10 protein-coding genes are annotated in these 13,334 nt (G+C 69.8%); 3 read left to right on the forward strand and 7 right to left on the reverse strand.

Annotated features, from left to right (window positions below; all coding sequences use genetic code 11):
- The first annotated feature begins 24 nt into the window (after positions 1 to 24).
- Positions 25 to 2,448 (forward strand): PA14 domain-containing protein, encoded by a 2,424-nt coding sequence (locus tag JIX56_RS21265; protein WP_257542797.1) that lies wholly within the window; start codon positions 25 to 27, stop codon positions 2,446 to 2,448.
- 103 nt (positions 2,449 to 2,551) lie between these two features.
- Here JIX56_RS21265 and JIX56_RS21270 read toward each other — a convergent pair whose 3' ends face one another.
- The 5 genes from JIX56_RS21270 to JIX56_RS21290 form a co-directional block, all read right to left on the reverse strand.
- Complete coding sequence (locus JIX56_RS21270) at positions 2,552 to 3,004, reverse strand: heat shock protein transcriptional repressor HspR (RefSeq protein WP_257551003.1); 453 nt, start codon at positions 3,002 to 3,004, stop codon at positions 2,552 to 2,554.
- 5 nt (positions 3,005 to 3,009) lie between these two features.
- Positions 3,010 to 4,194 carry a molecular chaperone DnaJ gene (dnaJ, locus tag JIX56_RS21275; protein ID WP_257542798.1) on the reverse strand — a complete coding sequence of 395 codons (1,185 nt, stop codon included), beginning with the start codon at positions 4,192 to 4,194 and terminating at the stop codon, positions 3,010 to 3,012.
- Between the two features lie 54 nt (positions 4,195 to 4,248).
- Positions 4,249 to 4,932, reverse strand: coding sequence for a nucleotide exchange factor GrpE (grpE, locus tag JIX56_RS21280; RefSeq protein WP_257542799.1), 684 nt, complete (start codon positions 4,930 to 4,932; stop codon positions 4,249 to 4,251).
- Positions 4,929 to 6,776: a molecular chaperone DnaK gene (gene dnaK / locus JIX56_RS21285; protein WP_257542800.1), complete on the reverse strand. Its 1,848-nt coding sequence runs from the start codon at positions 6,774 to 6,776 to the stop codon at positions 4,929 to 4,931. Before dnaK ends, grpE begins: the two co-directional genes overlap by 4 nt.
- A 240-nt stretch (positions 6,777 to 7,016) precedes the next feature.
- On the reverse strand, positions 7,017 to 8,198 hold the full coding sequence (locus tag JIX56_RS21290; RefSeq protein WP_257542801.1) for an MraY family glycosyltransferase: 1,182 nt from the start codon (positions 8,196 to 8,198) through the stop codon (positions 7,017 to 7,019).
- Positions 8,199 to 8,443: 245 nt separating this feature from the next.
- On the opposite strand from JIX56_RS21290, the gene JIX56_RS21295 reads away from it, so the two are divergent.
- Positions 8,444 to 10,726: a (Fe-S)-binding protein gene (locus JIX56_RS21295; protein WP_257542802.1), complete on the forward strand. Its 2,283-nt coding sequence runs from the start codon at positions 8,444 to 8,446 to the stop codon at positions 10,724 to 10,726.
- Between the two features lie 89 nt (positions 10,727 to 10,815).
- On the opposite strand, the gene JIX56_RS21300 is transcribed toward JIX56_RS21295, so the two are convergent.
- Positions 10,816 to 11,196, reverse strand: a complete 381-nt coding sequence (locus JIX56_RS21300; RefSeq protein ID WP_257542803.1) for a fic family toxin-antitoxin system, toxin component — start codon at positions 11,194 to 11,196, stop codon at positions 10,816 to 10,818.
- On the reverse strand, positions 11,193 to 11,468 hold the full coding sequence (locus JIX56_RS21305; RefSeq protein WP_257542804.1) for a hypothetical protein: 276 nt from the start codon (positions 11,466 to 11,468) through the stop codon (positions 11,193 to 11,195). The genes JIX56_RS21300 and JIX56_RS21305 overlap by 4 nt, the downstream gene beginning before the upstream one ends.
- 260 nt (positions 11,469 to 11,728) lie before the next feature.
- Between JIX56_RS21305 and JIX56_RS21310 the strand changes: the two genes are divergently transcribed.
- Positions 11,729 to 13,204: an FG-GAP and VCBS repeat-containing protein gene (locus JIX56_RS21310; RefSeq protein WP_257542805.1), complete on the forward strand. Its 1,476-nt coding sequence runs from the start codon at positions 11,729 to 11,731 to the stop codon at positions 13,202 to 13,204.
- Positions 13,205 to 13,334 lie beyond the last annotated feature (130 nt).

Consider the following 13,334-nt stretch of genomic DNA (forward strand, 5'->3'; position numbering starts at 1 on the left):
GACGCTGTACGACAGAAGGACCTCATGACCCCAGCCAGACGCACGACCGCCGCGGCCGCCACCGCCGTCGTGCTCGCCACCTCCGCCGGTCTCCTCACCACCGCGACCACGGCGGCGAGCGCGGACACGAGCTGCGCCTCGCCCGTCTTCAAGCGGCAGTTCTACGGCAACACCTCGTTCTCCGGTACGCCGAAGAAGACCGACTGCGACACGAAGATCAGCGAGAACTGGGGCACCGGAGCGCCCGCCACCGGTCTGCCGAAGAACAACTTCGGCGTCCGCTGGACCGTCACCCGCGACTTCGGCTCCGGCGGCCCGTTCACCTTCACCGCCGCCGCCCAGGACGGCATCCGCGTCTATCTCGACGGCACCCGCAAGGTCGACCTGTGGAAGAACGTCTCGTCGACGGCGAAGAAGACCGTCAACGTCACGATCCCCTCCGGCAAGCACACCCTGCGCGTCGACTACGTCAACTGGACCGGCGCGGCGAACGTCTCCTTCGCCTACGCACCCCGCACCTCCGCCACCGTCGACAAGGTCAAGCCCCTCGCCCCGACGGGCACGTCGGTCACGTACGACCAGGCGACCCGCAAGGCCAAGCTCACCTGGTCCAGGAACAAGGAGATGGACCTCGCCGGCTACCGCGTCTACCGGCGGCCGGCGGGTGACGCCTTCGGCACCAAGGCCCTCGCCACGATCACGTCCACCACGTCCACCTCGTACACCTCGTACACCGACAGCCCGCCGCCGACCGGCGGGTCGTACTACTACGAGGTCCGGGCCTACGACAAGGCCGGCAACACCTCGGCCGGCTCGGCGGACCGGAGCGTCACCACCGTGGACAAGACGCCGCCGGCCGCGCCGTTCCTGGAGATGGACGGCTGCCCGGACCAACAGCCCTATTCCGCCCCGGAGTTCGTCACCACGGCGGCGAACAGGGCCGACATCGCGTCCTACGAGCTGCAGCGGCTCGACTCCGGCACCTGGAAGACCGTGTACACCGGAGCCAAGAGCACGGTCTGCGACACCGGGCGTCCCGCCGACGGCAGCGACGTCACTTACCGGGGCCGGGCCCGCGACGCGGCCGGCAACTGGTCGGTGTACTCGGCCGCCACGACCTTCACCACCTTCGACATGACGCCGCCGGCGCCCGTCGCCGACGCCCGGGTCGAGTACCGGTCGGGCGTCCCGCACCTGCTGTGGTCCGCCGCCGACGGAGCCGCCTCGTACCAGGTCCTCCAGTACGACCCGGCGACCGGCGGCTGGCTCGACGCCCTGCGCGGCGGCGGCACCACCACGGCGACCGACGTCGTGCCGCGCCAGCGTCTCGCGATCGCCGACAGCTACCGGTACGCGGTGCGTTCGGTGGACGCGAAGGGCAACGCGGCGGCCCCGGCGGAGATCACGCTGACGATGGCCGACCGGCCGGAGGCGATCCCCGCGTTCGCGACCAGGGCCTACAACTACGGCGGGGGCGTCTCCGTCGAGTGGAGCAGCACCGACCCGTGGACCTTCGACGACAGCCCGCTGCTCACGTACCGGATCGTCCGCACCGACCCGGCGACGGGCGAGAGCACCGTCGTCGACAAGTGCAAGCCGGACTCCTCGCAGGACCTGCCGCTGGAGGCCCCGAAGACGTACGGGACGTGGGCCGGTGACGACGCCCCCGCGTACGCCGAACGTCAGCAGATCAACGGCGTCTGCCGGGACGTCTCGGGCGCGTCCGAGACGACGTACGAGTACCGGATCGTGACGGTCGACCCGTACGGGCACGAGTCCCGGCCCGGTCCGGCCGCCACGGCGACCACGCCGGACACCGTGCGCCCCTCGCCGGTCGAGGGTCTGACGGCCGAGGTCGTCCCGCTCGGTGTGCGGCTGACGTGGACGCCGCACAGCGACGAAGACGTCATCGGCTACCACGTGTGGCAGGGCACGACCGACCCGGACACCGGGGAGACGGTCTGGGTGAAGAACTGCTGGAACGGCGACTCGCTCGCCGAGACCGAGAAGATCTGCCCGACCGTCCCAGACGGCGCCACCCACGTCTACCGGGTGGCCGCCGAGGAGCGCGTGTACGACGAGGGCCCGGAGTTCTTCAACACCGCGGACATCTCGGTCACGCTGCCCGACACCCGGCCGCCGGGCTGGACGGGGACCGCGATCAGTGAGGACAGCTACCCGGATCTCTACGTCGGCTGCTCCGAGAGCTCCGGCCTCGGTGACTGCGCCCGGTTCACGGGCTATCGCGTGGAACGCTGGGACCCGGCCTCGGCCGCCTACGTCACCCTGACCGAGGGCACGATGGACGACGCCACGTCCTACATGGACACCACCGTCCACGAGGACAAGCTGGGTCTGTACTACTACCGCGTCGTCCGCCTGGACTCCGCCGGTGCCGAGGCCGCGACGACATCGCGGGCGTACGGCATCTGGGAATCCTGGTTCTGAGCCCGCACACGAAGATCCGCACACGAAGATCCGCACAGGAAGATCCGCACAGAAAAGGGGCCCGGAGAATCCTCCGGGCCCCTTTCGCGCAGTTGACGTGACGTCAGTCCGTGGGCTGCCGCCCCTTCGGCCGCCACACCACCAACGCGCTGCTCTGCTGCATCTCCTGATACGGCACCAGGTCACGCCGGTACGACGCGTGGACCGCGGCCTCGCGCTGCCGCATGGCCGCGGCGGCGCCGTCGAGGGCGGCCTCCATCTCGGCCACCCTCGCCTGGAGCGCGGCGACCTGGTTCTCCAGTTCGATGATGCGCTTGATGCCGGCCAGGTTGATGCCCTCGTCCTGCGACAACTGCTGGACCGTGCGCAGCAGTTCGATGTCGCGGGCCGAGTAGCGGCGGCCCCGCCCGGCGGTGCGGTCGGGCGAGACCAGGCCGAGGCGGTCGTACTGGCGCAGGGTCTGCGGGTGCAGACCGGAGAGCTGGGCGGCCACCGAGATGACGTACACCGGTGTCTCTTCCGTCAGCTCATAGGGGTTTCGACGGCGGCCGTCCATCACATTCATGCTCCCTTCGCGGCCTGGAACAGCTCCGCCCGCGGGTCCTCGCCCGCGGTCGCCTCGCGATACGCCTCCAGGGCGTCACGAGCCTTCCCCGACAGGTCCTTCGGAACACTCACCTCGACGGTGATCAGCAGGTCCCCGCGGGTGCCGTCCTTGCGGAAGGCGCCCTTGCCCCGGGCCCGCATCGTACGGCCGTTGGGGGTGCCCGGAGGCAGTTTCAGGGTGACCGGCGGTCCGCCCAGGGTCGGGACCCTGACCTCGCCGCCGAGCGCCGCCTCGGGATACGTCACCGGCACGGTCACCGTGAGGTTGTCCTCCTTGCGGCCGAACACCGGGTGCGGGTCGACGTGCACGACCACGTACAGGTCGCCCGCCGGGCCGCCCCGCTCGCCCGGCGCGCCCTTGCCGCGCAGCCGGATCCGTTGGCCGTCGGAGACGCCCGCCGGGATCCGGACCTGCATGGTGCGGGACGACTTGGCGCGGCCCGACCCCTTGCAGATGTCGCAGGGGTGCTCGGCGATCAGGCCCCGGCCCTTGCAGTCCGGGCAGGGGTCGGTCAGGGAGAAGCCGCCGCCGGAGCCCCGCGCGACCTGGCCGGTGCCGACGCACGTCGGGCACACCCGGGGTGTGCCGTTGGCGTCGCCGGTGCCCGAGCAGGCCTTGCAGGGCGACTGCGAGGACATCCTGAGCGGTACGGTCGCGCCCTCGATGGCCTCGGTGAAGCTCAGCGTGACCTCAGACTCGATGTCCTGGCCGCGCCGGGGCTGCACCCGCGTGGTGCCGGAGCTGCCCCGGTTGAACAGGCCCCCGAAGACGTCCCCGATGCCCCCGCCGAAGCCGCCCGCTCCCTGGCCGCCCTGGCCGCCTTGGGCGCCGCCGCCGAAGAGGTCGCCCAGGTCGAAGTTGAACGAGCCGCCGGCGCCGGGCCCCGGGCGGAACCCGCCGTTGCCGAAGAGGGCGCGGGCCTCGTCGTACTCCTTGCGCTTCTTGGGGTCGCCGAGGATGTCGTTGGCCTCGGAGATCTCCTTGAAGCGCTCCTCGGCCCTGGTGTTGCCCTTGTTGGCGTCCGGGTGGAACTCGCGGGCGAGCTTGCGGTACGCCTTCTTGATCTCGGCCTCGGTGGCGTCCTTGGGGACGCCGAGGACCTTGTAGTAGTCCTTCTCGATGAAGTCCTTGGTACTCATCCGCGACGTCCCTCCTTCCACTCACCGTGCACGTCACCGTGTACGCCGTCGGCGTCAGCCCTCTTCCGGGCCACCGCTCTCCTTGTCGTCGGCCGCCTCGGCGGTCTCGGAGGAGTCCGCCTTGACGGTCTGCGCCCCCGGCTGGGGCTCGGCCACGGCCACCCGCGCGGGGCGGATGGTGCGCTCGCCGATGCGATACCCCGGCTGGAGAATCGCCACGCACGTCGTCTCGGTGACGTCGGGCGCGTAGCTGTGCATCAGGGCCTCGTGGATCGTCGGGTCGAAGGGCTCGCCCTCCTTGCCGAACTGCTGCAGGCCCATCTTCGCCGCGACGGTCTCGAGCGACTCGGCGACGGACTTGAAGCCGCCGACGAGTTCGCCGTGCTCCCGCGCGCGGCCGATGTCGTCGAGCACGGGCAGGAGCTCGGTGAGGAGGTTCGCGATGGCGATCTCCCTGACCGTGATCCGGTCGCGTTCGACCCGGCGGCGGTAGTTCTGGTACTCGGCCTGGAGCCGCTGGAGGTCCGCCGTGCGCTCACCGAGCGCCGTACGCACCTGGTCCAGCTGCGCCGTCAGACCGGCCACCTGGGCCGCTGCTGCCGCGTCCCCGGCCGGGGCCGCCCCCTCCTGGGGGGCGGCCTTCGGCTCGGCGTCGTCCGAGCCGGAGGGGACGTCGGGCTGCTGCGGCTGAGCCGACTGCGGCTGCTGCTCGTCGAAGCCCGGGGTCTCCTCCGTCACGCGGCACCGTCCTTCCGGTCCTCGTCGACGATCTCGGCGTCCACGACGTCGTCGTCGGCCTTGGCGCCACCGGCGGCCGCACCCTCGGGCCCGCCCGCGGCCTGCGCGGCCTGGGCGTCCGCGTAGAGGGCCTGGCCGAGCTTCTGCGAGACGGCCGCGACCTTCTCGGTGGCCGTGCGGATCTCGGCGGTGTCCTCACCCTTGAGCGCGGCCTTCAGCTCCTCGACGGACGCCTCGACCTCCGTCTTGATGTCGCCGGGGACCTTGTCCTCGTTGTCCTTGAGGAACTTCTCGGTCTGGTAGACGAGCTGCTCGCCCTGGTTACGGGTCTCGGCGGCCTCGCGGCGGCGGTGGTCCTCCTCCGCGTACTGCTCGGCCTCCTGGCGCATGCGGTCGACCTCGTCCTTCGGCAGCGAGGAGCCGCCGGTGACGGTCATCTTCTGCTCCTTGCCCGTGCCCAGGTCCTTCGCGGTCACGTGCATGATGCCGTTGGCGTCGATGTCGAAGGACACCTCGATCTGCGGGACGCCGCGGGGCGCCGGCGGCAGACCGGTCAGCTCGAACATCCCGAGCTTCTTGTTGTACGCCGCGATCTCGCGCTCGCCCTGGTAGACCTGGATCTGCACGGACGGCTGGTTGTCCTCGGCGGTGGTGAAGATCTCGGACCGCTTGGTCGGGATCGTCGTGTTCCGCTCGATGAGCTTGGTCATGATGCCGCCCTTGGTCTCGATACCGAGGGACAGCGGGGTCACGTCGAGGAGCAGGACGTCCTTGACCTCACCCTTGAGGACACCGGCCTGGAGCGAGGCGCCGATGGCGACGACCTCGTCCGGGTTCACACCCTTGTTGGCCTCCTTGCCGCCGGTCAGCTCCTTGACGAGCTCGGCGACGGCGGGCATACGGGTGGAGCCACCGACGAGAACGACGTGGTCGATCTCGGAGAGGGCGATCCCGGCGTCCTTGATGACGTTGTGGAACGGCGTCTTGCAGCGCTCCAGCAGGTCGGCCGTCAGCTGCTGGAACTGAGCCCGGGTGAGCTTCTCGTCCAGGTGCAGCGGGCCCTCGGCGGAGGCGGTGATGTAGGGCAGGTTGATCGAGGTCTCGGTGGACGAGGACAGCTCGATCTTGGCCTTCTCGGCGGCCTCACGCAGACGCTGCAGGGCCATCTTGTCCTTGGCGAGGTCCACGCCGTGCCCGGCGCGGAACTGCTGCACCAGGTAGTCGACGACGCGCTGGTCCCAGTCGTCACCACCGAGGTGGTTGTCGCCGTTGGTGGCCTTCACCTCGACGACGCCGTCACCGATCTCCAGGAGCGACACGTCGAAGGTGCCGCCACCGAGGTCGAAGACGAGGATCGTCTGGTCGTCCTTGTCGAGACCGTAGGCGAGGGCGGCGGCGGTGGGCTCGTTGACGATGCGCAGGACGTTGAGGCCCGCGATCTCACCGGCCTCCTTGGTGGCCTGCCGCTCGGAGTCGTTGAAGTACGCCGGGACGGTGATGACCGCGTCCGCGACCTTCTCGCCCAGGTAGGCCTCGGCGTCGCGCTTCAGCTTCTGCAGGATGAAGGCGCTCATCTGCTGCGGGTTGAAGTGCTTCCCGTCGAGCTCGATCTTCCAGTCCGTGCCCATGTGACGCTTCACGGACCGAATCGTCCGGTCCACGTTCGTGACCGCCTGGCGCTTGGCGACCTCTCCGACGAGCACCTCACCGTTCTTGGCGAAGGCGACGACGGACGGCGTGGTCCTGGCGCCCTCTGCGTTGGTGATGACGGTGGGCTCGCCGCCTTCAAGAACGCTGACGACGGAGTTAGTCGTGCCCAGGTCGATGCCGACCGCACGTGCCATTTCAATTCCTCCAACAATGACTTGAGTGGAACGGACTCAAGTGTGCATGACGCCCAGCGCCGGGTCAACAGAGCTGAGTCGAGGGGGCTCAACTCTTATGTTTTCCTTATGCGCAAGGCGGGCCTGACCTGCGCATATGTGCGGGCGAGGGGCGACGTGACTCGTGCGCAGGGGTTGTCTTCCGACCGCGACGACCGATCCAACCGGGCCGGCGGCTCAGCCACGCCCCGCAGAGCGCCCCTACCCCACCCGCCCCCCAGGAATGGGCCGGGGCCGGGAACGAGGACGGGCGACGGCGGCGGGGACGCGGTGAACGGCCGCGGGGACGCGAGGGACGCCGGCGGAGGCGCGCTGGACGCCGGTCGGGGCGCGATGGGCGCCGGTCGGGGCGCGATGGACGCCGGTCGGGGCGGACCGGGCGGCGGTGGGGAGAGGCCGGATGCCGGTGGGAGCGGGCCGGGCCGCACCCACCGGCACGCAGAGCGCCCCGAGTACGACCACCCCGGCGACCCCGGCCACCCACCATGCCGTACGCGGCTGCGTCCACAGCATGTGGATACCGAGGCCGACACCGGCGGCGCCCGCGGTCGCGGCTCCCAGCACGATCGCCACCCCCGGCGGCGTGAGGCCCAGCCGCCGCAGCCGGTGCGCGAGATGGTCGGGGCCGCAGCGCCACAGCTCCCGGCCCGCCCGTTTCCGCGAGACGAGGACGAGGACGGCGTCGGCGGTCGCCACGGCCGTGAGGGCGAAGGGCGCCCCGACGCCCCCCTCGTGGCCGACGGCGTACACATGCAGCACCCCACCCGCGAGCAGGAACCCCACGAAGAGGGCCCCGCAGGTGCCGAGTACGACCCGCGCGGGGGGCCAGTTGTGCATCAGGAACCCGGTGAGCGCGGCCGCCAGCACGCTGAAGAGGGTCGCCAGACCGTCCATGACCTCGGCCGCAGCACACCCGCTCAACGCGAACGCGGTGACGGCGCCGACCACCCCGAGCACCCCGTCCGAACGCCGCATCCCCTTGAACCCGTGCACCACAAAGACGATCCAGACGACGCCCAACACCCCGCCGAGCACGCCCAGTTCGCCGTACGGCACGACCAGCGCGGCGGCGACCACGACCCCGGCCGTCCGCACCACGAAGGGAAGCCGCGCCACGTCGCCGACGAGCCCGAGCACCCCGAGCCCGGCCCCGACGACCACCAGCCACCCGGCCTCGTGCCCCAGCGGAGCGACCCCGCTCCACTCCCCCACCCACGCCACGCCCCCGACCCCGGCCATGACCGCGACGCCCCCGAGCAACGGCACCCCGCGCCCCCGCCGGCGCTCCACGATCCCGAACCGCAGCGCGGGTACGCGGACGGCCGCCGAGAGCACGGCGGTCAGCAACAGGGCGGAGGCGGCGGCGAGGATTCCATACAGCACAGGTCCAAGTTAGGCGCTATTGTCGCAATTTCTCATGAATAACACGATCGTTTCGAAAGAGCGCGATCACGGGACCCCGCTCGGCCCATCCACTCAGGCAACCCTCAGCGACGCAGATCACCGGCCCTCTGGCTACAGTGCGGCAATAGATGCGGGTACTCTCGAAGAATCGCGTAAGTTACCGCTTAGTAATTTGCTTGTTGAACCCTCGCTCGTAGAACCCTCGCAGGCCCGAGGAGCCCGAAATGCAACTCGCCGCGATCATCGTGTCGCTGGTCCTGACCGTGGTCGGCGTCGCGCTGATCGCCCGAGCCGTGACGCAGATCTACCGGTTCGTGAAGCTCGGTCAGCCGGTGCCGGCGGGCAGCCGCACGGACGACCCGAAGGCGCGCACGATCACCCTGGCCAAGGAGTTCCTGGGCCACACCCGGATGAACCGGTGGGGGATCGTCGGCTTCGCCCACTGGTTCGTCGCGATCGGCTTCCTGACGCTGCCGCCGACCCTCGCCCAGGCGTACGGCCAGCTGTTCCAGGCGGACTGGACGCTGCCGGTCATCGGCGGCTTCCTCCCGTTCGAGATGTACATCGAGTTCATCGGTGTGATGACGATCCTCGGCATCCTCGTGCTGATGGCCATCCGGCTGCTCAACCTGCCCTCCCGGGCCGGCCGCAAGTCGCGTTTCGCGGGCTCCAAGGCCTGGCAGGCGTACTTCGTCGAGTACGTCATCCTCACCATCGGCCTGGCGATCTACGTCCTGCGGGGCCTTGAGGGCGCGATCCACCATGTGGAGCACTACGAGGCCGGGTACTTCGCCTCCTATCCGCTGGTCCTCGCCTTCAAGGACCTGGACCCCTCGACGCTCCAGAACCTGGTGTACTTCGTCGCGATGATCAAGATCGGCACCTCGCTGATCTGGATGATCACGGTCTCGCTGAACACCAACATGGGTGTCGCCTGGCACCGCTTCCTCGGCTTCCCGAACATCTGGTTCAAGCGGAACGCGGACGGCGCCACCGCCCTCGGCGCTCTGCAGCCGATGACCTCCGGCGGCGAGCCGATCGACTTCACCGACCCGGGTGACGACGACGTCTTCGGTGTCAGCCAGGTGGAGCAGTTCTCCTGGAAGGGCATCCTCGACTTCTCGACCTGCACCGAGTGCGGTCGCTGTCAGTCGCAGTGCCCGGCCTGGAACACCGGCAAGCCGCTCTCCCCCAAGCTGCTGATCATGTCGCTGCGCGACCACGCGCACGCCAAGGCCCCGTATCTGCTCGCCGGTGGCGGCAAGACCATGGAGGGCGAGGAGAAGGCGTCCGAGGAGCAGCTGGCCTCGGTGCCCGCCGCCGCGCTCGCCGAGGCCGAGCGGCCGCTGATCGGGACCGTCGAGGAGAACGGCGTCATCGACCCGGACGTCCTGTGGTCCTGCACCACCTGCGGTGCCTGTGTCGAGCAGTGCCCGGTGGACATCGAGCACGTCGACCACATCGTCGACATGCGCCGCTACCAGGTGATGATCGAGTCCGCGTTCCCGTCCGAGGCGGGCACGATGCTCAAGAACCTGGAGAAGAAGGGCAACCCCTGGGGCCTGGCGAAGAAGCAGCGCCTGGAGTGGCTGAAGGAAGTCGACTTCGAGGTGCCGGTCGTCGGCAAGGACATCGAGGACCTGTCCGAGGTCGAGTACCTGTACTGGGTCGGCTGCGCCGGCGCGCTGGAGGACCGCGCGAAGAAGACGACGAAGGCCTTCGCGGAGCTGCTGCACATGGCGGGCGTCAAGTTCGCGATCATGGGCGGCGACGAGAAGTGCACCGGTGACTCCGCCCGCCGTCTCGGCAACGAGCCCCTGTTCCAGGAGCTCGGCATGGAGAACGTGGCCGCGCTGAACATGGCCTTCGGCGAGGACGAGGACGATCCCTCGACGCTGAAGCCCAAGTCGGCCAAGAAGATCGTCGCCACCTGCCCGCACTGCCTCAACACCATCGGCAACGAGTACCCGCAGCTCGGCGGTGACTACGAGGTCATCCACCACACCCAGCTGCTCCAGCACCTCATCGACGAGGGCAAGCTGATCCCGGTGACCCCGGTCGAGGGCCTCATCACCTACCACGACCCCTGCTACCTGGGCCGTCACAACAAGATCTACACGCCCCCGCGCGAGATCATGACCGCCGTCCCGGGCCTGCGCCAGCAGGAGATGCACCGCCACAAGGAACGCGGCTTCTGCTGCGGCGCCGGTGGCGCGCGGATGTGGATGGAGGAGCGGATCGGCAAGCGCATCAACAACGAGCGCGTCGACGAGGCCCTCTCCCTCAACCCGGACATCGTCTCCACCGCCTGCCCGTTCTGCCTGGTCATGCTGACCGACTCGGTCAACGGCAAGAAGAACGACGGCAAGGCCAAGGAGTCCATCACGGTCGTCGACGTCGCCCAGCTGCTGCTGGAGTCCGTCAAGACCCCGGTCCCGGACGACGACGAGCCCCCGGCGGGCACGGCGGAGACGGAGAACGAGCCGGAGCCGCAGCCGGTGAAGTAGCTTCTACGGTCGTCGCGGCGCCCCATGCCCAGCCGGTTCCCTGCCGGGCATGGGGCGCCGTCGTATGCCGAGCGGGCCGTACCGTGCGCTCAGTCCTTGCCGACCGGCTCCCACCACGACGACAGGGTCTTGGCACTCTCCGGCAATTCGATCTCGTACGCACGGACTCCGAGCACCAGGTCCCGCGCGTCCTTGGGCTCCGCCTCCAGCCGGTGGCCGTTCAGACGGGCGAACTCGCGGACGGCCAGCCAGGCGAACTGGAAGTTGCTGTGTTCCAGAGCATCGTGGCGGGCCAGTTGCTCCAGCAGGGCCGCCGCCTTGTAGCGGAGCGTGGGGTAGACCTCGCGTTCCAGTGCCACGGCGGACAGCCGGTCGCACGCGCAGGTCAGGACGCCCAGGTCATCCACCTGGGGATCATTCGGCAGGGTCTCGGCCACGGACAGCAGCTTGGGCAGGTCGATAGGGATCACCACTCGCCTGGCTCCCGCTCGAAGCCACGAGCCGCCTCACGCTGACGAGCCAGCCGGGCGTCGTTCTCCCGGTCGCTCTCGGCGAACGCCTCCGCGTAGCGTTCCACACCCTCCCGCACGGACCGGCGCAGCAGCCGGTCCGCCTCCTTCGACTCCGCGAGCAGGGTGTCGTGCATGTGCGCCTGGAGGCTCTTGCCCTGCGCTTCCGCACGACGGCGCACCGCGTCCAACTCGTCCGCCCGAAGCCTTATCGTGACCGTTTTCATCTCCATGGCTGCAACGCTAGCAGCGCAGCCAGCATCGTCGGGGGCCGAATTGAAAAACCGGGGGACGAGGTCCGCCCTCCCCCCGGAGCCCCACCACCCCCAGAAACTCACCGAACACCCGTACAACCCTCCCCCACCCTCATCGGTCTCCTGTTCGCCAACTTCCCCGTTGACTCCCGGTGAACTCCGGGCGAACGCGGACAGGAAGGGCACCCCATTGACTGCGGACGTCTGCCAGGCGTCCGCATGCGGCAGGAGATTCCCGCATGCACAAGCACCTGCGACTCGCCCTCGCGACGGCCTCCGCGGCCGCTCTGACGGGCGGTCTGCTCACCTTCTCGGCCGTGACGGCGACGGCGGCCGACTCGGTCCACCAGCCCGTGGCCGACTTCAACGGCGACGGCTTCGGCGATGTCGCGTACTCGGCCGGCTACGCCACCGTCGGCGGCAAGAGGGGCGCCGGCCAGATCGTCGCCCTGTACGGCTCGGCGAACGGTGTGACCTCGACGAAGCGCACCACGATCAGCCAGAACACCACTGGCGTGCCCGGCAGCGCGGAGACCGGCGACGGCTTCGGCTGGGTCAGCGCGTACGGCGACTACAACGGCGACGGCTTCGACGACCTGGCCGTGTCCGCACCGGGCGAGGACGTCGACGGCGACACCGACGGCGGCACGGTCCTCATCGTGTGGGGCTCGGCGCAGGGCCTGTCCGGCGCCACCACCATCAAGGACCCGGCGACGTCCTCGCACGACTACTGGGGCACCGCCCTCGCGTCCGGCGACTTCGACGGCGACGGCAAGGAGGACCTCGCGGTCGGTTCCACGTCGAACCGGGTGTACGTCTTCAAGGGCGGCATCAGCAAGTCCGGCACGTACGGCGGCCGGTACAGCTTCACCACCGACATCCGCTCCGGCAAGGGCACCGGCACGCTGGTGCTCACCGCGGGCGACGTCAACGGCGACAAGCGGACCGACCTCGTCGTCGACGGCTATGAGACCGACAGCGACTGGGGCTACAACACCAACTGGTACGTGCCCGGCACCGCCTCCGGTCTCAGCGCCTCCGGCGCGAAGGAGCTGAAGCGCGGCATCATCACCGGTATCGGCGACATCAACGGCGACGGCTTCGGCGACATCGTCACCGGCCAGGACTGGGACCCGTCCAAGGACGGCAGCCAGCCCTCCGTGCCCGAGTCCTCCACCGGCGGCAAGGTGCACGTCGTGTACGGCTCCGCCGACGGCCCGGGCACCACGGTCGCGGTGACGCAGGACAGCGGCAACGTGCCCGGCTCCTCCGAGCGCGGCGACTGGTTCGGCAGCGAGCTGTCCCTCGGCGACATCAACGGCGACGGAAAGACCGACCTGGTGGTCGGCTCCCCCGGCGAGAACCTCGGCGGTGTCGTCAACACCGGCGCCGTGACCGTCCTGTACGGCGCGGAGTCCGGTCTGAACACCGCCTCCGGCTACCAGTACCTCGCCCAGTCCACGGCGGGTGTCCCCGGCTCGGACGAGACGGACGACCGCTTCGGCGGCGACGTGAAGCTCACCGATGTCACCGGCGACGGCAAGGCGGACCTGACGGTCGGCGCGTACGGCGAGAACGACTTCAACGGCTCCGTGGTCTACCTGCCCTCCGACGGCACGAAGATCACCACGACCGGCTCCCGCTCCCTCGCCCCGTCCGCGGTCGGCGTCTCCACGGACGGCCAGCCGGTCTTCGGCGCGAACGCGGCCAACTGAGCACGGACTGACGTACACCGAGGGGGCCCGCATCCGACAAGGGTGCGGGCCCTCTCCGCGCACGGCGCACCACGAAGGACGCGCCACGGACCGCGAAGGACGGACCGCGACAGGCGCACCGTAACCCCGA

The organism is Streptomyces sp. CA-210063, assembly GCF_024612015.1.
Lineage (GTDB): Bacteria > Actinomycetota > Actinomycetes > Streptomycetales > Streptomycetaceae > Streptomyces.

Coding starts and splice junctions, on each gene's coding strand:
- JIX56_RS21295 (WP_257542802.1), top strand. CDS start 8,444: ATGCAACTCGCCGCGATCATCGTGTCGCTGGTCCTGACCGTGGTCGGC.
- JIX56_RS21265 (WP_257542797.1), top strand. CDS start 25: ATGACCCCAGCCAGACGCACGACCGCCGCGGCCGCCACCGCCGTCGTG.
- JIX56_RS21305 (WP_257542804.1), bottom strand. CDS start 11,468: ATGGAGATGAAAACGGTCACGATAAGGCTTCGGGCGGACGAGTTGGAC.
- dnaK (WP_257542800.1), bottom strand. CDS start 6,776: ATGGCACGTGCGGTCGGCATCGACCTGGGCACGACTAACTCCGTCGTC.
- JIX56_RS21310 (WP_257542805.1), top strand. CDS start 11,729: ATGCACAAGCACCTGCGACTCGCCCTCGCGACGGCCTCCGCGGCCGCT.
- JIX56_RS21270 (WP_257551003.1), bottom strand. CDS start 3,004: ATGGACGGCCGCCGTCGAAACCCCTATGAGCTGACGGAAGAGACACCG.
- dnaJ (WP_257542798.1), bottom strand. CDS start 4,194: ATGAGTACCAAGGACTTCATCGAGAAGGACTACTACAAGGTCCTCGGC.